Consider the following 25,390-nt stretch of genomic DNA (forward strand, 5'->3'; position numbering starts at 1 on the left):
GGGACGTGACCGAAGGCTACCGAGACGTGACCGAAGGTGGCCGGGACGTGACCGGCGGCGGCCGGTGGAGGCGCGCACGAGCGGCCGGCCCGTCCGCGCTCGCCGTCAGGCCGGCTCGGGCACGCCGCCCGGCTCGCCGTCGTCGGGCATCGGCTCGACCGGTGCCTCCGGCAGCTCGCCGGGCGTATCGGGGAGGAGTTCGCCGGCGTCGTCCGGCACCGGCTCACCGGGGTCCAGGGGTGGGTAGACGTCGGGGTCGAGGTCTGGATTTGTCATCGGGCAATTATCCGCCATGGTCGCATCGGGCACCCACTTGCCTCGGCCCACCCTTCATGGTCGTCCCGGTCCGCCTTCGGCGGGGACGACGGCGGCGCGGGCGGACGGCCGGTGACCGGAGGAGATCCCGGGCCAGCTCAGCCGATGCCGTCGACCGCGGCCCGGAGCGCGTTGATCGACGGGTCCCAGCTGAAGTTCAGCACGGGAAGGCCGGCGGCGGCGGCGTTGCTGTCGCCACCCAGGACCACCGCCCGCGGCTTACCGGTCCCCTGGGGGACTATGAGGTACCAGCTACCTTTCACGTTCGCGATGAACACCTCGTCTACCTCCTGGTCCGGCGGGTTCGGGTTGGCGACGTCTCCGACGTGGTTCTCGAAGTCCACCGTCGCGGAGAAGTTCGTCGGGCTTGCGGTGTTCAGCCAGAGACTCGTGTGCACGTGCGGTCCGACACCGTGGTCACTGCCGTTCGCCGAGGAGCCGGAGTACGCGATCGGCTGGTCTCGTGACACACGTTGACCGACGGAGACGGTGATCGTCGACAGGTGCAGGTGCCGGCTGTAGTTGCCGTCGTCGTGGGCCATTCCCACGACGCGCCCGGTGGCGGTGGCGGTGTCGGTCTTCACGAAGCGGATCGTGCCGTTCGCCGCGGCCATGACGGGAGTGCCGGTGCCGACCGCGTAGTCGGTGCCCGGCTCACCCGAGGGCGGCGTCCGGTTGCGGTGGTCCTGCCAGGAGCTGGAAATCCGGACGTTTCCGCACGGTCGCAGGTAGCCACCGGCAGCCCGGGCGGAGTCGGGCAGCAGCGCGAAGGCGGCCGACAACCCGGATGCCGCCAACGCGGCCGCCGTGATGAAGCCCCGCCTCGACAGCCCCCGCAGATAGGCGACGCCATCGAGATCCTCGGGCCGCGGAGCGCCGGCCCCGGCGTTCCGCGGAGGGTCAGGGTGCGGCTCACCACTGAGGATCATCAATGTAACCTAAGGTCATCTCCGTTGCGGGGCAAGGGATTCACCCCGATCGTTTGGGAGCGTCGATGACCTTCCGGCGAGCACACCCGGCGTCTTCGGGCCTGCGTGACGGCACTCAACCGGGACGGGTCGCCGTGATACCTCCGTCGACGGCGATCTCCGCGCCGTGGACGTAGCCGGCCTGCTCCGAGAGCAGCCACGCCACCGCGTCGGCGGTCTCGTCGGGGGTCCCGGGTCGTCCGGCGGGGGTGCCGGCGGTCATCCGGGCGATCACGTCGCCGTCGCCGGCGTTGATCGGGGTACGCGTCGCCCCGGGGGAGACGGTGTTGACCCGTACCCCGTGGGGACCGAACTCCGCGGCCCAACTGCGGGCGAGTTGGATCTCCGCGGCCTTGGTCGCCGAGTACAGCCCGACGAAGGGGTGCCCGACGTGGGCCATCCACGAGCCGATGACCACGATCGCGCCGTGACCGCGTGCCGCCATCGCCGGAGCCAGGGTGGCGGTCAGGACGTGCGGGGCGCGGACGTTGACCGCGAGCGTGGCCTCCAGGTCGGTGTCGGTGAGGCGTACGGTGTCGACGGCCGGGCACAGCGCGGCGTTGTGGACCAGCGCGTCCAGGTGCCCACCGGCGGCCTCGCTGGCGGCGCGGGCGAAGTCCCGCAGCACTGCGGGCGGGCCGGTCAGGTCGGAGGCGACGAACACGGCGTGTCCGCCGGTGCCCTCGATGTCGGCGACGACGGCGGCACCGCGGGTCCGATCGCGGCCGGTGACGACGACGCGCCATCCCCGCGCCGCCAGTATCCGGGCGGTGGCGGCACCGATGCCGCTGGTGGAGCCGGTGATCAGGACGGTGCCGATCCGCCCGGCAGGAGTCTCGGGGTGGGTCATGGTCACCATCCCAGGGCAGGCACGCGGCCCGCACCAGGGCGCGTGCTGCCCGGTCACCGCATGACCAGGCTCGCGCCGAGGTCCGCTCCTACACTGGGTGGGTGCCTGCCGACCGCACTGCCCTGGGGGCGTTCCTACGGTCTCGGCGGGACCGCCTGACCCCCGCCCAGGCCGGCATCGAGGCATTCCCCGGCCCACGGCGGGTGCCGGGTCTACGCAAGGAGGAACTCGCCGTGCTCGCCGGGCTGAGCCCGGACCACTACAGCCGCCTGGAACAGGGACGCCAGCACGTCGTCACCGACGAGGTGGTGCAGGCGTTGTCGCGGGCGCTGCAGCTCGACGAGATCGAACGTGCCCACCTGCGGGATCTGGCCGCGCCGACCTCGCGGCGGCGGTGGGTGGGGCCGGAGGTCGCGCAGCGACCCGACCCGGGGATGCTGCGCCTGATGGGAGCGCTGAGCCACGTCCCGGTGCTGCTGCTGGGACGCCGTACGCAGGTGCTGGCGCGCAACGGGCTGTTGAGCGCGGTGCTGGGGTCCGCCGCCGAACCGGGGTCGTCGTTCGCGCGGTGGCTGTTCCTGGACCCCGACGCGCGGGTGCGGATCGTCAACTGGGCCGACTTCGCCGCCGCCGCGGTCGGAGCGCTGCGCTACGAGGTGGGACGCCACCCCGACGACCGGCGACTCGTCGAGCTGGTGCAGGAGCTGCGGGACGGCGATCCCGACGTGGCGCAGTGGTGGGACGACCAGCGGGTCACCTTCCGTACCTCGCTGACCAAGCAACTGGTCCACCCGACGGCCGGACCGCTCAGCTTCGGCATCGAATCCGTCGTCGGGCCGCACGATCCCGAGCAACGGCTGGTCGTCTACACCGTCGAACCCGACTCACCCACGGCGCGGGTGCTGCCCCTGCTGGCCAGCTGGACAACCGAGCCGCAGGCGGCACCCGGTGCGGGCCGATCCACCACCTGAACGAGCCGCCGGCTGATCGGCATAGGCGTGGTGAACGCGGCGATGCGGCGAGAACGACGTCGCGGCCCGCCCCCGCCCGGTCATCGGGCGAGCTGCCGCAGCACCGTGGGGTCGGTGATCGTGTCGTCGGCGGCGAGCATGATCGCCTTCGACAGGATCATCGACAACATCGGGTCGTCCTCGAACGGCAGGTGCAGCCGGCCGGTGCCCCCGCGCGCGGGGACGATGCACAGGTACACGTCGTGGGGCTCCATCAGGATGTTGCCGGAGCCGAGGTGGATGCGGTAGCCGCGCAGGTTCCCGCGTACGTGCAGGTAGCGGTCCGTGAGGGTGACCCGTTCGGCGATGGCCAGGCGGGGGAGCAGCCGGGCCAGGGCGTCGCGACGAATCTCCGCCGACGGGGTCAGTGCCCCGACCACGGTCCGGTGCCAGTAGTCCCGGAACCGGTCCTCGCCCCGGTCGGCCCACTGCGGGTCGGTGGCGATGGAGGTGACGCCGACGAACAGGTCCACGTCCCGCATCGCCTCGGTGAACACCAGCGGCGGCACCTCCGCGACCGGCACAGGTCGCCAGGTCGCGCCGTCGGAGCGGGCGAAACGCACCTGATCGGTGGCACAGAGGTCCACGTCGTGGTGGTGGGGATCGCCTGTGCCGACCAGGTGGTGGTGGAAGGACGCCCGCCACGCACCGCCGCCGAAGAGCTTCGTGGCTTCGCTGTCGTACCCGCCGTCCCAGGTGCCCAGGTAGCCGGCCTGCCAGCCACGGGCGCGCATGAGCGCGTTCGCCTGGCGGTAGCGCAGGATGTGCGCGGCGAACCGGTTGGAGTAGGAACCGGTCCGCTCCTCGGCCGGGGTGAGCAGGTAGACCTCGCGGAACGCCTGCTTGAACGGCTGCGTCAGGCCCGTGACGAGCACCCGGTCACGCCAGGCGAGGGCCTCGTCCATCCCGGCGCGGACAGGGTGCCACAACCGGACCCGGCCCCCGCGTGCCGGCCGCCCGTCGAGACCGACGACCACCCACCCGTCGGCGTCCTCGCGGGGCAGGCCCGCCGACCAGTCGTACCCGTCGGTGCTGGTCTCCCAGAGCAGCCGCCGCCCGTACGCCCCGGTGACCGGGTGGTCCAGGAAGCGGGACACCCAGTCCGGGTACGCCCAGGTGCGCTCCTCGGACAGCAGCGCCTCCAGCCGTTGGCGCTCGGCGGTCAGCGTCGCGTTGACGGCCTTCACCGAGTCGCGTAGCTGTTTCAGCTCGTCGGCGTGCGTCTCCTTGAGCACCGCGGGAACGCCCTTGAGCCCGACGTCGCCACGGGAGAAGGTCAGGCGGGCCTGCTCACCCTCGATCCGTACCGTCGCCTCGTACGGGCCGACCGGGGTCCGCCGGGTCCCGGCCGGGTCGAGCCCGTGGTCGTCGACGGCGAGTTCCAGCACCTCGCTCAGGGACCACCCCCGCAGCGCGCCGAGGCGGGTCAGCGCGGTGTGCACCCGACCGCGTACCGCCTTGTTCTTCACGGTCACCGCGAGCCGTGCCAGGGTCCGCAGCGGCGTCTCACCGTCGCGCCCGGCGAGCAGTTGCACGGCCGCGATCGCGGTGCGCTGGGCATGGGGGAAACCCGCCGCCTGGCGGGGTGCTGCCGAGGCGGCAGCGGTGACCCGGGCCAGCAGGTCCGTCGCCGCCGCTTCCGACTCCCGCGACAACGCCCACACCAGGCCCCGCAGGAGGCGGTCCGAGTCGTCGTGCACCGGGTGCCGGTGGGCGGCGAACACCTCCAGGATCCTACGGACCGCCCTCCTCCCGTCGGGGGCGGTCGTGAGCTGCTGGTCCAGGCCGCGCAGCCAGGTCGCCGACGCCGCCGGCCTGCCGAGCGAGGCACAGTGCACCAGCAACCCGGGCACGCCCGGCGCGGCGAGGACGTCCCCCAGGTCGGCGCGGACGAGCGGACCGAACTCGTCCCCGTGGTGCAGCAACCACGACGGCACACGGCGACCCGTGGCACGGTCGAGCGCCTCCCCGATCAGCGTGACGACCCGACGTCGGGGGCCGGCCGTCGGGAAGTTGCTGGCGGCGAGCTCGTCGAACAGGCCCGAGAGCACCGGCGCGAGATCGGCCAGGTCGGCGGGAGCCAGGTGCGCGGCGATCGCCGCCGGCAACTCCAGGCGGACGCCGAGGTCGTAGTCGAGCCCCTGTCCGACAGCCTCCAGACACCACAGAAGATCCGCCCGGGTCCAGTCGTGCTCACCGTCGGCGAGACTACGTACGACGTCGTTCAGCACCGACGGCATCGAACTGGCCACCACCTCCCGGTGCATGGCCAGCGCCGCACAGCGGCGAAGCTCGGACGGCCACGACCCGGTGACGGCCCACTGCGGGGTGCGGGTCACCGACGACGTCCAGTGGTGGGTGCTCGCCAGCCGGAGCAGCGGCCGAACCTGGGCATCGGCTTCGGCGACCCCGGTCTCCACCCGCCGGCGATCCGCCGCGCCCAGCGGGGGCAGCAGCAGTGCCCAGTCAGCCACCTCAGCCACCCACCAGGGCGACGAGCCGCACGAAGGCCACCTCGGGCTCCGCGAGCAGGTCGATCTCCTCGGCCAGGTCCTCGACCTGGCGGTCACCCACCAGCAGCACGAAGCCGTTGCGGGCGAAGGCGGCACAGGCCGCGTCCGCCTGGCGCTCCCAGTCCAGCCGCCTACCCTGACCGACCCGGTAGCCGTTCCACGTCGCCTCCGCGTCGGTCGGCCGCACCAGACCCCGGAAGAGGTCCGTCCGGTCGGCGTTGAACCGCGCCACCTCCTCGCGGACGCGCAACCGGACCAGCTCGCGCGCGGAGATGCGCTCCGGCAGGCCGGCCAGCGGCCATTGGTCGATCGCCCTGCCGGTCGCCGTCTCGTCCCGAACCGTCACCGTGGCCATTGCGCCGTGCTCCTTGCCTTGGGTGAGCGGCATCATGGCACGACGGTCCGACGGGACCGTCCGGTCAGCCCGCCGGGCAGCGCTGTCGCCGCGCGCAGCAGCGTGCCGGCAGCCGGGTACCGCGGCGTACGCCCGGGGGGGCGATCTCGACGCGTGACACGACCAGCGCCACCACCGACACTCACCCTGCTCGGCGCGAGGACGGCCCGTTCGGGGCGGTCACGCAGGCCGGCGGTAGGTGGAACCAGCGCAGCGCCTCCACGCCGGCCGGCAGGCCGGTGGGTCCCTCGTCGACGTGGTCCCCACGCCCGGCCAGGATCTCGCGCGCCTCGTGCAGGTGACCGGCCAGGGCGTCCTCACCGGCCCACCGCCGCGGCGGGACCGGCTGGTCGTCGCCGGTGAACAGGCCGCCCAGCTCGGCCAGGCGCAGCGACTGCCCCGGGCCCCGGTGGTGGTGCCACAGACCGCTGCGGGCATCGAAGTGGTAGTCGGGCAGCAGGCGGTGCCCAAGGCGGGCGACCAGGTCGACCGCGTCGATCAGATGGTCGGCGACCAGGTCGGAGACGAAGTAGCCGAAGCTGATCCGGGTCCACCCGGGCTTGATCCCCTCCCAGCCCAGGGCGATCTGCTCCCGGAACGCCCGGGAGCGCTCCTCGTCGATGCCCAGCAGGCGGTGCCCGTAGGGGCCCGCGCAGGAGCACCCCCCACGGGCCTGGATGCCGAACAGGTCGTTGAGCAGCGCGACGACGAAGTTGTGGTGCAGATGGCGGCTGCCGTGGCGGATCTGCACCGACACGATGGGCAGCCGCCGCGCCCGGGGATTGCCCAGGACCACGATCCCCGGATTGGCCGACCAGCGGCCCAGCGCCCGCGACCACAGCCGCTCCTCGCGGGCCTGGATGACGTCGGCGCCGACGGACTGCTTGAGGGCGAACACCAGGCCCGCCCGGATCGACTCGACGATCGCCGGAGTGCCGCCCTCCTCGCGGGCCACCGGATCGTCGAGGTACCGGTGCCCGGCGGGGTCGACGAACGCCACGGTGCCCCCACCGGGGACCACCGGGACCCGGTTGCGCATCAGATCCCGCCGCACCACCAGGACACCGGGGGTCTGCGGGCCGCCGACGAACTTGTGCGGGGACAGGAAGACCGCGTCCTTGCCGTCCGCCGCGCCCGGCGTCGACTCACCCATCCGGATCGGCATGTACGGGCCGGCGGCGGCGTAGTCCCAGCACGACAGTGCCCCGTGGGCGTGCAGCAGGGCCGCGATCGCGTCGGCGTCGGACAGGATGCCGGTGACGTTGGAGGCGGCGGAGAAGCTGCCGACCCGCAGCGGTCGGTCCGCGTACCGGACCAGCCGGTCGGCCAGTTCGACGCGGTCGATGTGCCCGTCGGCGTCCGCGCCGATGACGACCACGTCGGCGTACGTCTCCCGCCACGGCAGCTCGTTGGAGTGGTGCTCGTAGGGGCCCACGAAGACCACCGGGCGCTGCGCCACGGGGATGCCGTCCAGCAGCTTGTGCCGGTGCGCCGGGCCGGCGGGCAGCCGCAGTTCGAGGAGCCCGACCAGCTTGTCGACCGCCGCCGTGGCCCCGGAACCGCAGAAGAGCACCGCATGCTCGTCGGTGCCGCCGACGGCGTCGAGGATGGTCCGTCGGGCGTCCTCGCGCAACCGCCCCGTCGCCCGACCGGTCGCGGAACTCTCGGTGTGGGTGTTGGCGTAGCGGGGCAACACCCGGTCGCGGATGGTGTCCTCCACGAAGTCCAACGCCCGGCCGGAGGCGGTGTAGTCGGCGTAGGTGATCCGGCGTGGCCCGTAGGGCCCGTCGAGCAGCTCACCCTCGCCGATGACCCCGTCGCGGATCCGCGCCAGCAACCGGTCCACCCTGGACGTGTCCACCGTACCCATGTCGCGCTGCCTCCCCACGGCGATGGCGACGGGGCGGGTCGACGGCGCGTCGGCGGGCGTCGGTGTCCCGACCGCTGTCCACAGTGTGCCCGACCGGCCGCCCCCGCCGCTCGCCGCCCGGGATGCCGACCCGCACGCCCCGGGGCCACGCCGGGCGGCGACCGGGAGCCGGCCGGTCGGGCAACCGGCGTCCGTGCCCGCGCCGGGATGCTGGCGCCCGCGCCCGTACGGGTGCGACGATTTCGACCGGCCCTGCCGACGACCCGAGGAGAACGCGATGGCCACCGGTGCCGAGCTGGACGACTGCCGGCGGGTCGCCGAGGAGGCGGCTCGCCTCGGTGGCCGGGAGCTGCTACGGCGCTTCGGCGACCACGGCCGCGTCGACTACAAGACCGCCTCCACCGACCTGGTCAGCGAGGCGGACCGGGCCAGCGAGGCGCGCATCGTCGAGCTGCTGCGCACCCGCCGGCCCCGCGACGGCATCCTCGCCGAGGAGGGCAGCGACCACCTCGGCGACTCCGGGCTGCGCTGGGTGCTCGACCCCCTCGACGGCACCGTCAACTACGTCGCCGGAATGCCGTTCTGGTGCGTCAGCGTCGCCTGCGAACAGCAGACACCGGACGGCTGGCAGCCCGTCGTCGGGGTGGTCCACGACCCGGTGCACGACGAGACGTTCCGTGGCGTCCGGGGCCGGGGCGCGTTCCTCGACGACACGCCGCTGATCCGGCCCGCCGGGATCACGCTCGGCGAGGTCGTCCTCGCCGCCGGGTACGCCTACGACGTCGCCCACCGCCGGGTGCAGGCGGCCGTGGTCACCGACCTGGCCGGTGACGTACGCGGGGTGCGGATGCTGGGCTCGACGGCCCTGGCTCTGGCCTGGATCGCGGCGGGCCGCTGCGACGCCTACGTCGAGGACCGCACGTTCCGCTGGGACTGGGCCGCCGGTCTGGTGATCGCCGTCGAAGCCGGTGTCGCCGTCGAGGTGAGCGGAAGTCGGGTGCTCGCCGCCCCACCGGAGCTGATCGACGGACTGCGTCCCCGGGTCGCCACGCTGGGCTGACACCGCGTCCGCCGGGCGGCTCGGCGCGGCCTCAGCCGGCACCGAGGCAGACGAACGCCGCCGCCGTGGCCCCGGCGGTGCCGTCGCCGGGCACGGCGAAGGCCTGCTGGGCGTCGGCGAGCGCCTGCGCCGGGCGGACCCCGCCCCGCATCCGTCGGTGCAGGTCCAGCATCAGCGCGGTGGTGGGTTCGGCCGGCACCGGCAGCACGGTGGCGATCAGGCACCGTGCGCCCAGGGCGAGCAGCACGGCGGTGAAGCCCATCACCTCGTCGCCGGGCCGCACCCCGGTCAGCCCCGAGTCGCAGGCGGAGAGCACCACGCAGCCGGGCGGCCGGGCGACCCGTTCCCACTCGTAGGCGAACAGCGGTCCACCGGCCAGCTCCAACGTGGAGAACTGCGGGTTGTCGGCGCGGAAGGTGCCGTGGGCGGCGATGTGGACCAGGCCGGCCCCGTCCAGGGCCGTGGTCAACGCGTCGGCGGTGGCGTCCGCACCGGTGAGCAGGGTGGCGTCGGGCAGGACCTGCCCGAGTCGGCGTACCTCGGCCAGGCCGGCCGGCAGGCGCGGCCCGCAGGCCAGCACCGAGGGCCCGGCCGGCGGACACCGGCCGTCCGCCCGCAGCCAGGCGGTGGCCGACGGGGCGACGGTCACCGCGCGCCCGGCGCAGGTCGGCAGACCCGACCACGGCACCGCGTGCAGGGCCCCGACCGGCACGATCACCAGGGGGCGGTCGCCGAGGTGCCGGCGCAGCGGCTCGAAGAGCTGCCGGTCCAGCGTGGCGGCGGCATGGCGGGCCCCGGCCTGCGCGGTGGGCGTGTCGCCGGTGGTGACCAGCCGGCGCAGGGCGAACCGGTGCCACCGGGTCAGGTGCACCGCCTCCGCCAGCGGGCCGAGGTCGTGCAGGCTGGCCCGGCCGTCGCGGACCAGCACCGCCCGCAGCCGCTCGCCGTGGGCGACCAGCTCGACCAGCACGCGGGAACCGAGCCGCCCGGCGAGCACCCCCACGCCGGGCGGGGTCACCACGCCACTCCCGCCGGGCACCCGGCGGGCCAGGTCCTGGATGCGCTGTTCCAACCGGGCCTGCCGGCTGCGTAGGGCATGGGCCGGCCGGCCGGCCAGCACCTCGTCCTCCAGCAGGCTGCTGACGAGCCGCAGCTCGGTGAGCGCCGCGAACAGGTCCGGGTCATCGGGAGGCAACGCCGGGCGCATCCGCAGCGTGTTGGCCCGCCAGCGTTCGGCCCAGGCCAGCGTCCGGGCCGGGGAGCCGGCGCGGACTGCGATGTCGAGGCCCTCGGCGGCCAGCTCCTGCCCGTACGTGCCGCTGTGGGCCCGCAACTCCGTGGCCCCGAGCGACGTGCGGTGCCGGTCGAGGACGGCCAGCCCCCGGCGCAGTGCCCGGGCCGCACCGGCGTCGTCTCCGGTGAGCCGCCGCGACCGGGCCAGGGCGTACCACCCCTGGGCACGGCGGGGGGCGGTGCCGCGCCGGCGGGCCAGGGCGGCCACGTCGAGCAGGGCCACGGCCCGGTCGACGCGACCCGCTGCGGCGGCCAGCAGACCGGCTTCGATGCGGGTGGTCAGCGCCGGACCCGACCACCCGGTGGCGTCGAGCTGGCCGGCGGTGCGCACCATCGCGGCGAGCAGGGCCGGCGTGCGGGTGCCCCGGCGGAACTCGGCGCGCAGTTCGACGTGCCTGGCGAAAACGGCCCAGGTGCGTCGGCCCTGCCGCCGGAACCGGACCCGGGCCTGGGCGGCGGCGGCGGTCGCGGTGTCCAGGTCGTCGGCGAGCAGCGCGGCCCGGGCCTGGGCGAGCAGCGCCTCGGCGAGGTCCGAGGCCATCCCTCTGCGGTGCAGCTCGCGGACCGCGGCGGCGGCGACCTCGACCGCCTCGTCGAGCAGCGGCACCGACAGCAGCAGCTCGAACCGGTCCAGCAGCAGCGCCGGTCGGGGCACGGCGAGCCGCCGGTACTCCTCGTCGACGTCGGCGAAGCAGCGCAGCGCCATGGCGATCTCGCCGCGTTGCCCGGCGGCGATACCGCTGTTCCAGCGGGCGTCGGCCGCCGCGAGGTCGAGGCCGAGCCGGCGGAAGGCCGCCGCCGCCCGGGAGAGGTCGTCGTCGGTGCCGCCGGGGGAGCCCCGGTGGGCGTTGAGCAGACCACGGTTGTTGCGGGCACGGGCCTCCAGCAGCGGGTCGCCCTCGCGCTGGGCGATGTCGATGGCGATGCCGTAGTCGCGCACCGCCTCGGCGTAGCGTCCGCGGTAGTGCAGCACCACCCCCCGCTGCATCCGGGCCCGACCGGCGTCGGCACCGGTGAGCTGGGGCAGCGCGGCGGTCACCGCCCGCAACGCCGCAGCGGTACGGCCGGCGTTGGCCAGCACGTACCCGAGGCTCATCCGGGCCAACGCCTGGGTACGGGGGGTGCCGGCGGCCCGTACCGCCCGCCGGAGGTGGCGCAGTGCGCCGGTCAGGTCGTTCAACTCGCGCAGGGCCAGACCGATGGCCCGCTCGGCGGTGGAGCGTTCGTCGTCGTCGGCGGTCTGGCCGGCGAGCACCCGGTGGGCGATCGTGATCGCCTCGGGTGGGTATCGCTGGACGGCGTCGAGTGCCGCCTGGGCCGCCGTGGCACCGGAACCGGTGCTGTCGGACATGCCCTAGAGAGTCCACGACGGACAGCCGCGAGTCAACGTCGAGAATCCGTCGCGGGAATTTCGTCAATGGGTGTCCTGCTTGGTTTCACAATTGACAACCGGCGATGGTCCGGAATAATTGGCGGTCGGGGAATTCGCCGCGTCCACCATCGGTGGGCGCGCTTCTCTCACGAGCATGGAGGATCCGTGCCGCCGTCCGACCACCCCACCGTGCCGGGTCCGGCCGGCCGGCTGTCCCGACGGCGGGTCCTGGCGCTGTCCGCGCTGGCCGTGGCGGCACCGCTCGGCGTCGTGCCGCGCCCTGCCCCGGCGGTCGCTGGCGACGCGGACGCCAACGCCTACCAGAAGGCGTTCGAAGCGGCGCTGGCCGCCGACCAGAATGTGCGTCGGTACACCGTGCCGGGGCGGGAGATCCTCTACCGGCCCCGGCAACTGCTCGCCGCCGCCGCCGACGCCAAACGGGTCACCACCTGGCTGCGTGCCCACGACTATCCGGTGACCGTCGGCGCCGGCTTCGCCGGTGTCACCCGGCTGTTGTTCGACCGGGAGACCGACATCCCCGGCGTCGTGGGGAAACTACGCGACCCCCAGCAGTGGCCCGGTCAACCGGTGCCGGCGGTGCAGCCGCACCACGTGCTGCTCGGCCTGGGCAACATCATGGGCAACCCGGGCACGCCGCCCGCCCGGCGGCGGCGCTGCCGCCGCCCGACCCGACCCGGCTCGGTGAGGGGGCAGGCGTCACCGTCGGGATCTGCGACACCGGGATCTGGCAGCAGGCCGGCGTGTGTCACCCGCAGTGGCTCGGCGGCACGTACCTGCCGCAGCCCGACGACGAGGACCCGCTCTACGTCCACACCGACGTGCTCGCCCCGCAGGGCGGGCACGGCACCTTCGTCGCGGGGGTGGTCCGGCAGGCCGCGCCGGGGGTACGCGTCGACCCGGAGCAGGCCCTGGACCCGACCGGGGTGGGGGACGAGGCGACCGTGGTGGCCGCCCTGAGCCGGCTCGCGCCGCAGGTGTCCGTGTTCAACCTCTCCCTGGGTGGCTACACCCTGGACGACCAGCCGTCGCTGCCACTGGCCAACGCGTTGGCCGCGCTGCCGACGACGAGCGCCGTGGTCGCGGCGGCCGGCAACGCGGGCACCAGTCGTCCGCTCTGGCCCGCCGCCCTGGACCGGGTGCTGGCGGTCGCGGCGGTCGCCCAGACGTCCGGCGGTCTGGTGCCGGCGGTCGACAGCTGCTTCGGCCCCTGGGTGGACGCCTGCGCCCTCGGCGAGCGCCACAGCACCTACGTCGAGGGGCAGCTGCCGCTACCCGGGCGGCCGGTACGCCAGTTCCACGGGTTCGCCGTCTGGGCCGGTACCTCGTTCGCCACCGCACACGTCTCCGGGCGGCTCGCCGCCCTGATGACCGCCGGGGGCCTCAGCGCGGACCAGGCGCGTACGACCCTGCTCGCCGCCCCCCGGTGGCACCCCGACTACGGGGTGCTCGTCGGATGAGCCGTGTGACGCCCCGGGCGGTGGCCCGGTGACCGGTGCCAGCACGACCAGCCTGTTGTCCGCCGCCGCCGGTGGGGACGAGTCGGCCTGGGCCGAACTGGTCCGCCGCTACACCCCGGTCGTCTACTCGGTCATCCGGGCGTACGACCTCAGCCGGGCCGACGCGGCGGATGTCAACCAGACCGTCTGGCTCCGCCTGGTGGAGCAGCTCGGCCGGGTACGCGAACCCGAGGCGTTACCGGGCTGGCTGGCCACCACGGCGCGGCGCGAGTGTTACCGGTTGTCCCGCCTCAGCCGTCGGGCCCAGCCCGTCGACCCGTACGACCAGTCGTTGCAGACCTATCACGGGCTCTCCCGGGAGCTGGCGGCGATGGCGCCCGCCCCGGACGACGAGCTGCTGCGCGCGGAGCGGCGGCAGGCGTTGCGCGAGGGTTTCGTGCAGCTCCCGCCGCGCTGCCAGGCGCTGTTGGCACTGCTGACGACCGACCCGCCGATGAGCTACCGGGAGGTTGCCGAGCGGCTCGGCATTCCGATCGGCAGTATCGGACCCACCCAGGCCCGCTGTCTGCGTAGGCTGCGGAGATGTCCGGCGATCGTCGAGTTTCTCGGAGCGTCCGCCATCGGCACGAACGGGGGTGAGCCGGATGGAGCCGTGGCCGCCGGTCGATGACGACGCGCTGACGACGGAGCTGGGCGCGGCGCTGTGGGACACGGGGCCGGTCTCGGAGGCCTACCTGAGCGCGGCGTTGGCCGCGTTCACCTGGCGTACCGCCGACGCGGAGCTGGCCGTCGCCGAGCTGACCTTCGACTCGGCGGTCGACGCCGAACTGGTGGGCATGACCCGGTCTGCCGCGTCCGCGCGGACGCTCTCCTTCCGCAGCGGGTCGGTGCTGGTGGAGATCGAGGTGAGTGACGCCGGGATCGTCGGGCAGCTCTCCCCGTCCGGTGGCGGACGGGTGAGCGCCCGCACGGCCGCCGGCACCTACGACGAGGCGTCGGTGGACGCGATGGGCTTCTTCTCGTTGGGCGCCCCACCGCCGGGTCCGGTCCAGTTGTGCGCGCGTACCGTCGGGTATGCCCTGTCCACCGCCTGGGTCTGTCTGCGCTGACCGGCGCTCTGCTCCCGGGAGGGCGGCGCGGGCGGTGCCGCGCGTCCGGTGTCCGACCCCGACCGACGACGGTGGGGCGTGGGCCGGACGGCCCACGCCCCACCGTCGCAGGTGGCGACGACCCGGGTTATCCCCGCTGCCCGTCCGCCAGCAGGTACTGCACCCCGCCGAGGTCGGCGCGGGCGGTGCCGTCGGCGTCCGGCCCGAACTGGGTCACGTTGAGCGCGGTCTCCTTGGCCAGGGCGGTCTCGGCCGAGAAGGCCAACGAGAACTCGAGGCGCTCACCGGGCTTCAACACCAGCCCGCTGATGCTGGCCTTCGTCGGTTCGACGATCTCCAATTCGGTCTTGCCGACCTGGCGGATGCCCGTGCCGACCTTTCCGGTGGACTGCCAGCGCTCGAACAGGGTCGGGCCGAGGTCGACGAAGACCCGGGCGCCCCGGGCCTGCTCCGCCGGCTGGGTGAAGACCAGGTCGTTCTTGGTCTCCGCGGTGGTCACGTTGCCGATGGCGAACGGCCGCACGACCCGCGGTCCGCCAGCGACGAGCCGGACCGAGTCGACGTTGCGCCAGACGATGTTGTTGTTGTGCTGGGTGTTGACGCTCGTGCTCGGACCCTCGAAGGTCATCGGGTCGGTGGGTGACACCCAGCGCGCCAACAGGCAGAAGTGACCCGGTCCGGGCACCCCGGTCCACGGGATCGTGACCGTGGTGACGCCGGGGTAGACGGGCACGCTGACCGCGCCGATCTGGGTCCAGTGCGTCGGCCAGGTGGCGCCGCCGCCCGGGGTCGTCCGGTAGACCCGCAGCACCCCGTTGTCGATGCCCGAGCCGTACGGTCCGTTGTTGCGCACCTTCAGGAAGAGATAGTTGGTGACCCCGACGATCGGGTTCTGGCTGACGGCACACTCGACGGCGGTCGGGCAGACCTTGATGTCGGGGCTGGCCCACAACGGGCCGTACGAGTGCGGCTGGACGCCGGTGTCGGCGGCGACGTCCTTCATGTAGACGTCGGTGCGGGCCGCCGCGGCGGCCTTGCCCTGCGGTGCCTCGCCGGGTGCCGCGGCGGCTGCGGTGACCGCCAGCAGCCCGGCCAGCGCCGCACCCGTGAGTACGGCCAGCGTGGAGCGGCGGACGCGCTTTCCTACCTTGCCCATGACAGGTTTTCTCCCATCGGCGGGGGACGTCGATCACGACGTGTTTCGATGTCGTGTCGGCGCGATGACGTAGTTGAGGAGTTGGCCATGCGCCGGGAAATACCGTCCCGGGTGCCTGCCGTCAGATGGCGCGAGGACCGGCAAAACGACAGCCATCGATGTGTGTGTGGGGGGTCGACCGCCCGTCTCGATGGCCGCGATCGATCCCGTGGCCCGCCCCCGGGGGTGTCCGGCCCGTCGGCGGCGGGGCCGGCGCGATGCCTTTGACAATCGACTGTGGTGAATTAATGTTGGGGCTCGCGAACGTGCGCCGGGCGGTCATCGGGGCGGCTCGCGCCCCGTGTCCCGCCGCCCCGCCGTGCGCCGACCCCCGGGAGGGAACCGCCGCCATGAGACTGAGGAGCAGTCATCTCGGTGCCGCTGCGGCGACCCTGACGCTGGCCGCCGCCCTGGACGGCGTCAGCGTCCCGACCACCGTGCCCGCCAGCATGAGCCCACGACCCGGCACGGCGGTGCCGGGCAGCCCACCACTCGGTACGGCGGTGCCGGGCAGCCCGCCGCCCAGCGGGGCGGCGTGCACCGTCCGGTACTCGGTCTACACCTGGGACACCTTCCTGACGAGCAGCATCACCATCACCAACACCGGTGCCAGCGCGATCACCTCCTGGAGGCTGACGTTCCCGCTGCCGGCCGGGCAACGCATCACCACCGACTGGAACGCGGTGTACTCGCCGTCCAGCGGCACCGTCACGGCCCGTGGACTCGACGACCACGTCATCCTCGGGCCGGGGGCCTCGATCGCCATCGGGTTCGTGGCCGAGCACACCGGTGACACCGGCAGCCCGTCCTCGTTCACCCTCAACGGGACGCCCTGTTCGCTCACCTGAGGCGGAGTCCCGCCGGCCGGGCCGGGTCCCCGCCGTGGCGGTCGGCTGCGTGCCGGAGAGCGTCGGTTGACGGCGGCCCGCCGCCACCACCAGCGTCACGCGGTGCCGCTGGAGGACCCCGAGACGGGCTCCGGCCCAGGACGGTGACGTCCTGGGCCGGGAGTACCGCGTCGCCGATCAGGCGATCTTGACGTCGCTGCACCACATGTAGGTCTGGTCAGCGTGCGACGCCTTCCAGATGAAGAACAGGACGTGGCTTCCGCTGCGCGAGGACGGAATCGAGACGTTGAACGAGATGTTCTGTGCCGGCGCGTACCGCCCGGTCGTGGTGATCAGGTCCAGGTTGCCCCACCCGACCCGCTGGGTGGCCGGGTTGAACCCCTGCTTGGTGACGTAGACCCGGAAGAAGTCCGCACCGTGGCTGGCCTGGTCGTACATCTGGACGGTGAGGTTGCGGCCGACGGTGGTCGCCTTCCACGCCCCGGGCGTGTTCAGCGAGTTGTTCCGGGACAGGGCGTTGCTGCACAGCTGCCCGTCCGGGGTGCTGGGCTGGTACTGGCCGGCCAGGCCGTCGCGCAACGCGCTCATCCAGTTCCACATGGTGTCCGGGTTGGCCTGGAACGCCTGCCAACACATCGGGTCCTGCTGCTGCATGGCCGGGTTGGTGTGCTGGCTGCCCCAGGTCTTCCAGCACTGATACGCCCGGGTCGCCGGGTTGATGATCGTCCCGTGGGCCTGGGCGGGGCTGGTCAGGGGCAGGGTGCCGACCACCATGGCGAACATCAGGACGAGCGCCTGGAGGGACCGGCGGACGGTTGACCGGGGGCGTCCGCCGGATCGGTCGGACTGGTGTGAACGCACTGTTCATCCTCCATTCGTCGGTACGGGACATCGAGTGGTGAATGCTCCCGAATCCACTGTTGCACCCATGCAGCCAAATATCAATGTTGATCGATATTTAGTCGGATTGGATCGAGCTGTCGGATGTGGAGCGAGCTGTCCGAGATCGCCGCATCGCCGGCGGGCGGCCGGGCCGTGGACCCGAGGTCACCGCAGGTCCGGGTCCGGGCGGCCGGACGGCGTGGTGTCGGGCCGACCACCGGGGGCGGCAACCGGGCGTCGGCCACCCGGCACGGTGACCCCGGGTCGGCCGCCGGGCGGTCACCACGTGGCGGGGCGTGCCGGCCTGTCGGCCGGACGGGTCACAGCTTCGCTGCGGCGTCGTACCTCCGGCGCAGGTCGGCCATCTCCGAGGCACCCAGCGCCTCCTGCTGCGCGATCGTCGCGTACGCGGGCGGGAACATCTCCCGGAGCCGGTCGACGAACCTGACCTCCGCGGTCGCCTCGACGACCTGGATTCCCGGCGGATCGGTGGACATGTCCATGATCAGTGGGCCGGCCAGCTTGACCGCCACGTCCCAGGGGCGCTTCTGCTCGGCGATGCCGCACAGATGGAAGCCGTAGATCTTCTGGACGTCGGTGAACGTGGTGGCCCCGGCCGGTTCGAAGCCGTAGACGCGGACCCCACAGATCACCGGCGGCTTCTCCGTGGTGGCGCCCTGCTGGGCGTCGTGCCCGGCATGCTGGTGCTGCCCCGGATCCGCCTTTTCGAGCGTGGTACGCATCCGGGCCACGATCTGCGCCTGCAGATCCGCCGGCTCCGCCCCCGTGCTGCTCCGGTTGGCCAACACGACAGTGCCGACCGACACCACCAGCAGGATCACCGCCACCCACACCAGGCGGTGCCGGTACCACGCGGAACTCTCTGGGGAACTCATCGCTTCTCACCTCGTCGCCGGTTGTGGTGCTCTGGCAGGCCCGTCAGGCGACCCCGGGCAGGCGTCGAGCGTGTCGACCGTCGGGGCGCGTGGCGGCGGATACGTGTGGCGGGCGGGAGTGCCCACCCGGCGGGGTGCCCGTCAGCACGGCGATGGCCCGTCGAGGCGGTGTGCGAGCGTCCGTCGAGGCGGCGCGCTGTCGATGCCGTGCTGCTCCCGTGCTGGCCGTTCTCAGTGCGGTTGCCCCCGCGCTGCGGCGATATGAGCTATTCCAACACGTCTGGATGCACTCTGGCAACATTGACGGATCTCAGTGGGCTTTCGACCCGCTCGGGTACTTGCGGCACGGCCGGTCGGCGGGGGTCAGTGGACCGAGGGCGGCCAGCGGTGGGTGCGCCACTCGTACCAGGTCGGGAATCCCGCCGGGGGGTCGTCGATGGGCTCGCCGCCGTCGAGCTCGCCCGGCGTGGGGACGTCGAAGCGGGCGGCCCACTCGACGAGTTCCCCGTCGGACATGGGCCACGTCGTGTGCGGTTCCTCGGCCTGGCGTTGGTCACGTCGTTTCCGCTGCTCGGACGGGCTGAGAGCGAAGTAGTGCAGTTCCACCGTCGCGCCGACGTCAAGCGCCGCGCGGCGCAGGGCGGAACGCTCGTTGCGGTCCCACAGGCCGTAGTCGAGCACGACGTTGGTGCCGAGTTCGAGGGCGCGCAGCGCGATCTGGATGAGCCTTCCCTCGATCACGGCTCCCGCCAGGGGCGGATTCCCGGGCCCGTAGAGAGCCTTCACCCACTCGTCCTTGGTCAGCCGAAGTGCTTTCCGTTCGATCTCGATGCGTCGGGCAGCCGTGGTCTTCCCGGTGCAGGGCAGGCCCACGGTCAGGAACAGTGTCGGTTTCTCCATCAACATCCTCCGGCCGGACGCCCCCATCATCGCGCACCGCCACCCGGGCCGCTCCCCCGTTGGCCGGTGTTCCCCGCCGTGCTGACGTACGGCGACGGGTGGACGGGCGGTGTCACATGGTGCGGGCGGGCCTCGCCATGGTCAGCCGAGGTACTCGTCTTCGAGGGTGGGGATCACCGGGGACAGCAGGCGGTCGGCGTGTTCGGTGACCGTTGCGCGCGCCAGCCGGAAGACCCGGAAGGCCAGTTCGTGCCCGGGGTCCTCGTCGTCGTGCACGTACAGCAGCCCGTAGGACCCGGGGGCGAGCTGACCGATCCTGGTGAACAGGTCGAGGATGTCGGCACCCGACGTGCCCCGGTGGTTGGGGAACCCGCCGAGATGGACGTGGTACGCGCCGTTGACCGGGCGTAGGTCGATCAGCCCGTGGCCGGTGAGGCCGTCGAGCAGGTGCTGGATCTCGTCGAGGCGCAGGGGTGGGTCGTCGTCGACCGCCTCGGCTGTCGAGCGGAGGGTGATCCACCCGTGGTACTCGAACATGGTGGCAGTGTAGGTGCACCTCCTCAGGTCGCGGTGCCGTCGCCTGGCGTGCCGGTGCGGCGTAGCTCGCGTAGTACGCCGTGGCGGCGCAGGGCCCAGGTGAGGCGTGGAACGCTCGGGTGCCGGATGAACAGCACGGCGACGCGGCGGGCCAGGCCGACCCGGTCGGCGTCCACCTGGTTCTCGACCGCCTGCCAGACCAGCTCGCGCACCCTGGCGTCGTCCAGCACCGCCCGTACCTCACGCCGCACCCTGGGGTCCTCGGCCGCCGAGGTGATGGCGGCAGCCTGACCCGGTCGGTCGGCACGCGGTCGAACCACCGCCGCGAGGAGCGGTCGGCGTACCTCGTCGCGTTCCAGCAGCAGCAACACCGCTTCCCGGATCTCGGTCGTGTCCAGACTGGACCGCAGCAGCCGCAGCAGGCTGCGTTCCACCTCGCGGTCATGGTCCGCAACGGAGAGTGTGGCCAGCAGCAGCGCCACCTCCTCGAGGTCGACGACGTGGCGTACCCCGTCGCGGAACTCCGGCAGGCCCCAGGCGGCCTGCAACGCCGTCACGAGATCGCGGTTCACGACCAACCGCTACCCGCAACCGGCGACCGGTGAAACCCCGGACCGATCGGGTCCACCCCGTCGGGCCGCGGGCCGGCCAGGTGGCGGTGTGAGGGCGGCCGCCGAGCAGGTGGTGCAGGTGGGTAGCTGGACTGCGGGGCGGCTCCGGACCCCCATCGGCGCAGGAAGCCCTCGAACCGTGGCGTTGCCGCCTCCGTGCAGGGGACGTTCCCGGTGAACCGCACCACCGTATCCGGCAGACCGGGTTGCAGGCGTGCCAGGAGCCGTCGTGCGTCGAGGACGTCCTGGGCGTGCCGGATCCGGGATGGGCGGTGGGCGTCAGCGTCGTCGCGACGGGCTCAGGCGGCTGCCTGCCGGGGGCAGAGCATCGGGTGCAGCAGCCGGGACAGCTCGGCGACGTCGGCGACGGGTCGCGCGAAGCTCACCCTCGCCCGTCGGGCCGCGCCGGGCTGGCCGTACGCGACCAGCAGGCCGTACCGGTCGATCCGGACCACCCGTGGCGACTCGGCACCGGTGAGCTTCAACTGCCGGCGCAGGTGGGCCGCGACCTGCTCGGCGTGGTGGTCGGCGAGGTCGGCCAGCAACCCCGCCTCGGCCGCGTGCAACGGGTCGGGCTCGGCCTGTGCGTACGCCTGCGGGTCGATCGGGCGCGTTGCGCCGGCGCGTTCCCAGCGGGCCTCGGTCACCTCGAACCGGTGCAGCTGGAACCTGCTGCCCACGTCGAGCAGGTCGCCGGTGGGCCGGGTGGCGGCGAAGTCCATCGCGGCCTGCCGGGCCGCGTCGCCGTCGAGGCGCTCGGCCCAGCCGGAGACCCAGGCCCGGCCGAGCGAGGGGGCACCGGCGGTGGGCGGCAGGTCGAGCACGTCGAGGACGGCGGCGACGGCGGTGTCCCCGGCGGGCGGTGTGAGCGCCGTGGCGAGGTCGCCGGGCGCCGGCACCAGCAGCAGCACCCGGCCGGCCGGGTCGGTGGCGTGCCGGACCTGGTGCGGGCCGGTGCTGCCGGCCAGCTGGGCGAGGGCCGGCAGCCCGCCCGCGACGAGGGTACGCACGATCTCCGCCGGGCTGGGTCGCATGATCCCTGACTCCTCAATGTAGGTTAGCCTTACCTAAGTTGCAGGCTAGACCATTCGATCGGAGACGTCGAACGTGAACCACCCCCGCCCCAAGGCCCGGCTCTCCCGCGCGCTCGGCATCCCGCTCACCCGCAAGTGCGTGCGGTACTTCGAGCGACGTCCCTACCCGCCGGGTGTGCACGGTCGCAACCGGCGCAAGACCTCCGACTACCAGGTCCGGCTGCTGGAGAAGCAGCGGCTGCGCCACCAGTACAACGTCAGCGAGGCCCAACTGCGCCGGACGTTCGACGAGGCCGCCCGGGGCGCCGGGAAGACCGGTGAGTCGCTGGTCGCCCTCCTGGAACGGCGACTCGACGCGGTGGTGCTCCGGGCCGGGCTGGCCCGCAGCATCTACCAGGCACGCCAGCTCGTCGGACACGGCCACTTCACCGTCGACGGGCACAAGGTCGACCGGCCCTCGTACCGGCTGCGGCCCGGCCAGGTGGTCGCGGTACGCGAGCGCAGCCGCGCCCTGCCACCGTTCCAGCTCGCCGCCACCGGTGCGCACGCCGACGACCGACCCCGCCCGTACCTGTCGGTGGAGCTGACCGGGCTGCGCGCCACGCTGCTGCGCGAGCCCGCCCGGCACGAGGTGCCGGTGGTCTGCGACGAGCAGCTCGTGGTGGAGTTCTACTCCCGCTGAGCGGTCAGCGGCGGCCCGTCCCTCCGCACCTGCCGCCGCTGCGGCACCGGCGGGTCGCCGCTGCCCACCACGGGCCCCGCAGCGGCGTCGGTGCGGGTCGGCCCGGGACCGTCGGCGGCCCGGGCGGTCCACGCCGCCCACAGCCGGGCGTAGCTTGCCCCCGCACCGACCAGATCGGCGTGCGGACCACTCTCGACGATCTCGCCATGGTCCATGACGATGATGTGGTCCGCGGCCACGGCCTGGGTGAGGCGGTGGGCGACGACCAGGGCGGTGCGTCCCGCCAACGCCGCGGCGGCGGCCTGTTCGAGGTCGCGCGCACCCGCGCTGCCCGCCTCGGCGGTCGCCTCGTCCAGCACCACCACCGCGGGGTCGAGCAGCACCACCCGGGCCAGCGCCAACTGCTGCGCCTGCGCCGCAGTCAGCGGGTGGCCGCCCTCACCGACCACCGTGCCCAGGCCCTCGGGGAGCGCGAGCACCCAGGTCAGGGCACCGACGCGGGCCAGGGCCGCGGTGAGTTCCTCCGGCGTGGCGTGCGGGCGGGCCAACCGCAGGTCCTCGTCGAGGGGCCCGGCGAACACGTGGGTCTCCTGACTGACCAGGGCGACCGTCCGGGCGGGCAGCTCGGTGACGGGTACGCCGCCCAGGGTGGCCGTTCCGTGCCCGGGGCGCAGGGCCCCGGCGGCGATCGACGCGACCGTGGTCTTCCCGGCGCCGGTGGACCCGACCAGCGCGACGACCTGGCCCGACCCGACCCGCAGGGAGACGTCGCGCAGCACCGGCGTGGCCCCGTCGTAGCTGAAGCCGACGCCGGTCAGGACGAGGTCGTGCGCCGTCGGCGCGGTGCCGCCGCCACGGCCTTCGGGGTCCGTGCCGAGCACACCGACGAGACGGGCCAGGCTCGCCCCCGCATCCTGGGCCTTGTCGAAGGTGACCATCAGGTGCAGCACCGGGCCGAACAGGCGGTGCAGCAGCAGCGCGGCCGCGGAGACCTCGCCGAGAGTGACGGCGTCCCGGCGGACGAGCAGGAATCCCACCGCCAGCACCGCGCCGAGCCCGGCCAGCTCCGCCCCGTGGATGCGGCCCACGAAACGGGTGTAGAGGGCGAACACGCTCGTCGAGATGTCCCGCGCGCGGGCCGAGACCGCCGTGATACCGGCGAGGTGCCGGTCCTCCAGCCGGTAGGCGTGCACCGTACGGATGCCCTGCACACTCTCGACGAACTGCTGCGACCGCTGCGCGATGGCGACCCGCTCCGCCGCGTAGGCCGGCGCGGCCCGGGGGAGGTACCACCGCAGGCCGAGCACATGGAGCGGGACGGCGACCGCGCCGGCCAGCCCCAGCTGCCAGTCGATGCCGATCATCGTGCCGAGGCTGATCGCCGCCAGCAGCAGGGCCGAGATCAGGGTGGGCAGAACCTCGGTGACGGCCCGGTCGATGGCGCTGACGTCCGCACCGACCCGCGAGACCAGGTCGCCCCGGCCCGCCCGGTCGAGCACCGCCGCCGGCAGGCGCAGCGCGGCGTCCAGGGCGCGTTCACGCAGGTCGGCGAGGATCCCCGCACCCAACCGGCGGATCAGGTGGGCGCTGACGCCGGTGGCCACCCCGCCGACGACCGCCGCGGCCACGATGACCACGGCGACCGGCACGAGCGCGTCGGTGCCGCCACCGGCCCGGACCCGGTCGACCAGCAGGCCCAGGGCGTATGCGGGGACGATCGCCGTGGCGGCGGCGAGCAGCCCGACGACCAGGGTGCCGCCGGTGCCGCCCGGGCGGGCCCGTAGTTGCGCACCGAGCCACGCCCTGCTCGCGTGCGGGCCGGCCACGGGCAGGATCGGGTGGGTCACCGCAGCACCGTCCGGCGGTAGCTGTCGTCGTGGCTGACGAGTTCGGCGTGCGTACCCTCGGCGGCGACGGCGCCGTCCCCGATGAACACCACCCGGTCGGTGGCGGCCAGCAGCGTCGGGCTGGTGGTGATGACGACGGTGCCGTAGCCGGCATCCGAACCGTGCCGCAGGGCGCGGATGCCGTCGGCGACGGCCCGTTCGGTGACCGCGTCGACGGCGGTGGTCGGGTCGTGCAGGACCAGCAGCGGCGGCGCGGCGAGCAACGCGCGGGCGAGCGCGACACGTTGACGCTGGCCGCCGGAGAGGTTCGCGCCGCGTTCGGTGACCGGCATGCGTAGGCCCTCCGGGTGCAGGTGTGCCACCTCGGCGGCGGCAGCGGCGCGCATGGCCTCGTCGAGCCGTCCGCCGTCGTGCCGTCCGTCGTCGTGCCGCCCTCCGTCGTCGCGCAGGGCGATGTTCGAGGCGAGGGTGCCGGTGAACAGGTCGGTGCGGTGCGGTTCGCTGTGCAGCACCTGCCGCGCCCGGCCCCGGTCCACGGCCTCGAGCCGTTCGCCGCCGAGCAGGACGTCACCCGTGTGACCGTCGGGCACCGCCAGCAGCCGCGCCAGCGCCTCGGCGTCCGCCGGTCGGCGAGCCACCACACCGACGAACTCCCCGCCGCGCACGTGCAGGCGCAGCCCGGCGAGCGGGCCGTACGTCACGTCGGTCAGGCGCAGCTCGTGGCCGCTGCTGCGGGGCACGGCGGCACCCGGCGGCAGGACCACGTCGGCCCCGACGACGGCGGCGACCCGCTCCGCCGCCGCGCGGGCGGCAGCGGTCCAACTGGGTACGACCGCGAGCACGCCGAACGGTTCGACGAGGAACTGCGCGGAGCCGATCACCGTGATGAACTGGCCGACCGTGATGCGGCCGGTGAGCGCGAACCAGCCCGCCATGAGCGCGATGCCTCCGGACAGCAGGGCGCTCAGCATCGTGGACGCGCCCAGGTAGGCGTTCTGGGTCCGGGAAGCGCGCAGCGTGGCCGCCAGGGCGTGGCGGCTCACCCGGTGGTACCGCTCGACCGCGGCGTCCTGCGCGCCGATGCCGCGCAACGCCCGCAGCCCGGTCACCAGGTCGGTGGCGAGCGCGGTGGCCCGGCCGGCCTGATCCTGTTGCTCCTTGACACGTCGGGCGATCAGCGGCGCGGTGCGGTTGAGGACCGCCAGCACGACCGGGATGGCGACCAGCACGGTCAGTCCGAGCGGTGGCGAGATCAGCAGCAGCGCGACCGCGCTGACCGTGACCGCCACCAGGGCGCTGGTGATCCGGGGGATGTGGTCGAGCAGGTAGGAGGTGTACTCGGCGTCGGTGGTGGTGACCGCGAGCAGGTCGCCGGTGTGCCGTTCGGCCCGGAGCACGCGTGGGTGCAGGATCCGCGCCGCCAGCTCGACCCGCAGTTGGTGACCCTCCTCGGCGATGGCCCGTTGCAGGCGTCGCGCGCCGAAGCGGTAGGTCACCGCCAGGACCAGGTAGACCGCCGCCAGGACGGCGATCCAGACGAGCAGTGCGGTCAGGTCGCCGGTGGCGACGCCCCGGTCGACGATGACGCCGATGAGGATCGGCACCAGGGCCGCGCAGAGCTGGTAGACGCCGGCCAGTGCCGTTCCGCTCCAGAGGCGTCGCCCGTTGCGGGCGACCGCCCTACGCAGGATGACGGTGCCAGCACTGATCTTGCTCACTGCCTCAT

The 25,390-nt window shown here is 73.5% G+C and carries 23 protein-coding genes; 7 read left to right on the forward strand and 16 right to left on the reverse strand.

The window, feature by feature from the left end; genetic code table 11:
* Positions 1–105: 105 nt before the first annotated feature.
* From J7462_RS00960 to J7462_RS00970, 3 genes are all read right to left on the reverse strand, one after another.
* Positions 106–276 (reverse strand): hypothetical protein, encoded by a 171-nt coding sequence (locus J7462_RS00960; RefSeq protein WP_208570549.1) that lies wholly within the window; start codon positions 274–276, stop codon positions 106–108.
* 137 nt (positions 277–413) lie between these two features.
* Positions 414–1,244: a M23 family metallopeptidase gene (locus tag J7462_RS00965; protein ID WP_219460403.1), complete on the reverse strand. Its 831-nt coding sequence runs from the start codon at positions 1,242–1,244 to the stop codon at positions 414–416.
* 115 nt (positions 1,245–1,359) lie between these two features.
* Entirely contained in the window at positions 1,360–2,133 is a 774-nt protein-coding gene (locus J7462_RS00970; RefSeq protein ID WP_219460406.1) for an SDR family NAD(P)-dependent oxidoreductase, read from the reverse strand.
* A 101-nt stretch (positions 2,134–2,234) separates the two neighbouring features.
* Here J7462_RS00970 and J7462_RS00975 point away from each other — a divergent pair, with 101 nt between their 5' ends.
* A complete protein-coding gene (locus tag J7462_RS00975) occupies positions 2,235–3,104 on the forward strand; it encodes a helix-turn-helix transcriptional regulator (protein ID WP_219460408.1) in 870 nt (289 codons plus the stop codon).
* A gap of 80 nt (positions 3,105–3,184) precedes the next feature.
* Here J7462_RS00975 and J7462_RS00980 read toward each other — a convergent pair whose 3' ends face one another.
* The 3 genes from J7462_RS00980 to J7462_RS00990 form a co-directional block, all read right to left on the reverse strand.
* A complete protein-coding gene (locus tag J7462_RS00980; RefSeq protein ID WP_219460411.1) occupies positions 3,185–5,617 on the reverse strand; it encodes a DUF4132 domain-containing protein in 2,433 nt (810 codons plus the stop codon).
* Position 5,618: 1 nt separating this feature from the next.
* The gene (locus J7462_RS00985; RefSeq protein WP_219460413.1) at positions 5,619–6,011 is read right to left on the reverse strand and encodes a hypothetical protein; all 393 of its coding nucleotides are present in this window, start codon (positions 6,009–6,011) and stop codon (positions 5,619–5,621) included.
* 181 nt (positions 6,012–6,192) lie between these two features.
* On the reverse strand, positions 6,193–7,920 hold the full coding sequence (locus J7462_RS00990) for an aminotransferase class V-fold PLP-dependent enzyme (RefSeq protein WP_255597535.1): 1,728 nt from the start codon (positions 7,918–7,920) through the stop codon (positions 6,193–6,195).
* 277 nt (positions 7,921–8,197) lie between these two features.
* Here J7462_RS00990 and J7462_RS00995 point away from each other — a divergent pair, with 277 nt between their 5' ends.
* Positions 8,198–8,980: an inositol monophosphatase family protein gene (locus J7462_RS00995; protein ID WP_219460416.1), complete on the forward strand. Its 783-nt coding sequence runs from the start codon at positions 8,198–8,200 to the stop codon at positions 8,978–8,980.
* A 31-nt stretch (positions 8,981–9,011) separates the two neighbouring features.
* Here the strand turns inward: J7462_RS00995 and J7462_RS01000 are convergent, their stop codons facing one another.
* Positions 9,012–11,624 carry a CHAT domain-containing protein gene (locus tag J7462_RS01000; protein ID WP_219460418.1) on the reverse strand — a complete coding sequence of 871 codons (2,613 nt, stop codon included), beginning with the start codon at positions 11,622–11,624 and terminating at the stop codon, positions 9,012–9,014.
* A 782-nt stretch (positions 11,625–12,406) separates the two neighbouring features.
* Here J7462_RS01000 and J7462_RS33130 point away from each other — a divergent pair.
* From J7462_RS33130 to J7462_RS01015, 3 genes are read left to right on the forward strand one after another with little or no spacing between them, the layout of a single operon-like run.
* The gene (locus tag J7462_RS33130; protein WP_308290678.1) at positions 12,407–13,123 is read left to right on the forward strand and encodes a S8/S53 family peptidase; all 717 of its coding nucleotides are present in this window, start codon (positions 12,407–12,409) and stop codon (positions 13,121–13,123) included.
* Between the two features lie 28 nt (positions 13,124–13,151).
* The gene (locus tag J7462_RS01010; protein WP_219460421.1) at positions 13,152–13,793 is read left to right on the forward strand and encodes an RNA polymerase sigma factor; all 642 of its coding nucleotides are present in this window, start codon (positions 13,152–13,154) and stop codon (positions 13,791–13,793) included.
* On the forward strand, positions 13,768–14,232 hold the full coding sequence (locus tag J7462_RS01015; protein WP_219460426.1) for a hypothetical protein: 465 nt from the start codon (positions 13,768–13,770) through the stop codon (positions 14,230–14,232). The genes J7462_RS01010 and J7462_RS01015 overlap by 26 nt, the downstream gene beginning before the upstream one ends.
* A gap of 127 nt (positions 14,233–14,359) precedes the next feature.
* On the opposite strand, the gene J7462_RS01020 is transcribed toward J7462_RS01015, so the two are convergent.
* A complete protein-coding gene (locus J7462_RS01020) occupies positions 14,360–15,388 on the reverse strand; it encodes a hypothetical protein (protein WP_208570537.1) in 1,029 nt (342 codons plus the stop codon).
* A gap of 389 nt (positions 15,389–15,777) precedes the next feature.
* On the opposite strand from J7462_RS01020, the gene J7462_RS01025 reads away from it, so the two are divergent.
* Positions 15,778–16,275 (forward strand): cellulose binding domain-containing protein, encoded by a 498-nt coding sequence (locus J7462_RS01025; RefSeq protein WP_219460430.1) that lies wholly within the window; start codon positions 15,778–15,780, stop codon positions 16,273–16,275.
* 177 nt (positions 16,276–16,452) lie between these two features.
* Here J7462_RS01025 and J7462_RS01030 read toward each other — a convergent pair whose 3' ends face one another.
* From J7462_RS01030 to J7462_RS01055, 6 genes are all read right to left on the reverse strand, one after another.
* Positions 16,453–17,136 carry a lytic polysaccharide monooxygenase gene (locus J7462_RS01030; protein WP_219460433.1) on the reverse strand — a complete coding sequence of 228 codons (684 nt, stop codon included), beginning with the start codon at positions 17,134–17,136 and terminating at the stop codon, positions 16,453–16,455.
* Positions 17,137–17,477: 341 nt separating this feature from the next.
* Positions 17,478–18,053, reverse strand: a complete 576-nt coding sequence (locus J7462_RS01035; protein WP_219460438.1) for a hypothetical protein — start codon at positions 18,051–18,053, stop codon at positions 17,478–17,480.
* Between the two features lie 363 nt (positions 18,054–18,416).
* Positions 18,417–18,953, reverse strand: a complete 537-nt coding sequence (locus J7462_RS01040; protein ID WP_255597537.1) for an ATP-binding protein — start codon at positions 18,951–18,953, stop codon at positions 18,417–18,419.
* A 141-nt stretch (positions 18,954–19,094) separates the two neighbouring features.
* Entirely contained in the window at positions 19,095–19,490 is a 396-nt protein-coding gene (locus J7462_RS01045; protein ID WP_219460441.1) for an Imm7 family immunity protein, read from the reverse strand.
* Between the two features lie 23 nt (positions 19,491–19,513).
* Complete coding sequence (locus J7462_RS01050; RefSeq protein WP_219460444.1) at positions 19,514–20,062, reverse strand: hypothetical protein; 549 nt, start codon at positions 20,060–20,062, stop codon at positions 19,514–19,516.
* A gap of 338 nt (positions 20,063–20,400) precedes the next feature.
* Entirely contained in the window at positions 20,401–21,135 is a 735-nt protein-coding gene (locus tag J7462_RS01055) for a DUF2470 domain-containing protein (protein WP_219460448.1), read from the reverse strand.
* Positions 21,136–21,208: 73 nt separating this feature from the next.
* Between J7462_RS01055 and rpsD the strand changes: the two genes are divergently transcribed.
* Positions 21,209–21,817 (forward strand): 30S ribosomal protein S4, encoded by a 609-nt coding sequence (gene rpsD / locus J7462_RS01060; RefSeq protein ID WP_219460451.1) that lies wholly within the window; start codon positions 21,209–21,211, stop codon positions 21,815–21,817.
* On the opposite strand, the gene J7462_RS01065 is transcribed toward rpsD, so the two are convergent.
* Together J7462_RS01065 and J7462_RS01070 are read right to left on the reverse strand one after the other, a co-directional pair.
* Positions 21,805–23,664, reverse strand: a complete 1,860-nt coding sequence (locus tag J7462_RS01065; protein ID WP_219460455.1) for an ABC transporter ATP-binding protein — start codon at positions 23,662–23,664, stop codon at positions 21,805–21,807. The genes rpsD and J7462_RS01065 overlap by 13 nt on opposite strands.
* The gene (locus J7462_RS01070) at positions 23,661–25,382 is read right to left on the reverse strand and encodes an ABC transporter ATP-binding protein (protein WP_308290680.1); all 1,722 of its coding nucleotides are present in this window, start codon (positions 25,380–25,382) and stop codon (positions 23,661–23,663) included. The genes J7462_RS01065 and J7462_RS01070 overlap by 4 nt, the downstream gene beginning before the upstream one ends.
* Between the last annotated feature and the right edge of the window lie 8 nt (positions 25,383–25,390).

The organism is Micromonospora sp. RL09-050-HVF-A (genome assembly GCF_019374995.1).
Lineage (GTDB): Bacteria > Actinomycetota > Actinomycetes > Mycobacteriales > Micromonosporaceae > Micromonospora > Micromonospora antibiotica.

What these genes read in the sequence shown, in the direction of transcription:
- J7462_RS00960 (WP_208570549.1), bottom strand. Translation starts at nt 276, where the DNA reads ATGACAAATCCAGACCTCGACCCCGACGTCTACCCACCCCTGGACCCC.
- J7462_RS00965 (WP_219460403.1), bottom strand. Translation starts at nt 1,244, where the DNA reads ATGATCCTCAGTGGTGAGCCGCACCCTGACCCTCCGCGGAACGCCGGG.
- J7462_RS00970 (WP_219460406.1), bottom strand. Translation starts at nt 2,133, where the DNA reads ATGACCCACCCCGAGACTCCTGCCGGGCGGATCGGCACCGTCCTGATC.
- J7462_RS00985 (WP_219460413.1), bottom strand. Translation starts at nt 6,011, where the DNA reads ATGGCCACGGTGACGGTTCGGGACGAGACGGCGACCGGCAGGGCGATC.
- J7462_RS00990 (WP_255597535.1), bottom strand. Translation starts at nt 7,920, where the DNA reads ATGGGTACGGTGGACACGTCCAGGGTGGACCGGTTGCTGGCGCGGATC.
- J7462_RS00995 (WP_219460416.1), top strand. Translation starts at nt 8,198, where the DNA reads ATGGCCACCGGTGCCGAGCTGGACGACTGCCGGCGGGTCGCCGAGGAG.
- J7462_RS01000 (WP_219460418.1), bottom strand. Translation starts at nt 11,624, where the DNA reads ATGTCCGACAGCACCGGTTCCGGTGCCACGGCGGCCCAGGCGGCACTC.
- J7462_RS01015 (WP_219460426.1), top strand. Translation starts at nt 13,768, where the DNA reads ATGGAGCCGTGGCCGCCGGTCGATGACGACGCGCTGACGACGGAGCTG.
- J7462_RS01020 (WP_208570537.1), bottom strand. Translation starts at nt 15,388, where the DNA reads ATGGGCAAGGTAGGAAAGCGCGTCCGCCGCTCCACGCTGGCCGTACTC.
- J7462_RS01025 (WP_219460430.1), top strand. Translation starts at nt 15,778, where the DNA reads ATGAGACTGAGGAGCAGTCATCTCGGTGCCGCTGCGGCGACCCTGACG.
- J7462_RS01035 (WP_219460438.1), bottom strand. Translation starts at nt 18,053, where the DNA reads ATGAGTTCCCCAGAGAGTTCCGCGTGGTACCGGCACCGCCTGGTGTGG.
- J7462_RS01040 (WP_255597537.1), bottom strand. Translation starts at nt 18,953, where the DNA reads ATGGAGAAACCGACACTGTTCCTGACCGTGGGCCTGCCCTGCACCGGG.
- J7462_RS01045 (WP_219460441.1), bottom strand. Translation starts at nt 19,490, where the DNA reads ATGTTCGAGTACCACGGGTGGATCACCCTCCGCTCGACAGCCGAGGCG.
- J7462_RS01055 (WP_219460448.1), bottom strand. Translation starts at nt 21,135, where the DNA reads ATGCGACCCAGCCCGGCGGAGATCGTGCGTACCCTCGTCGCGGGCGGG.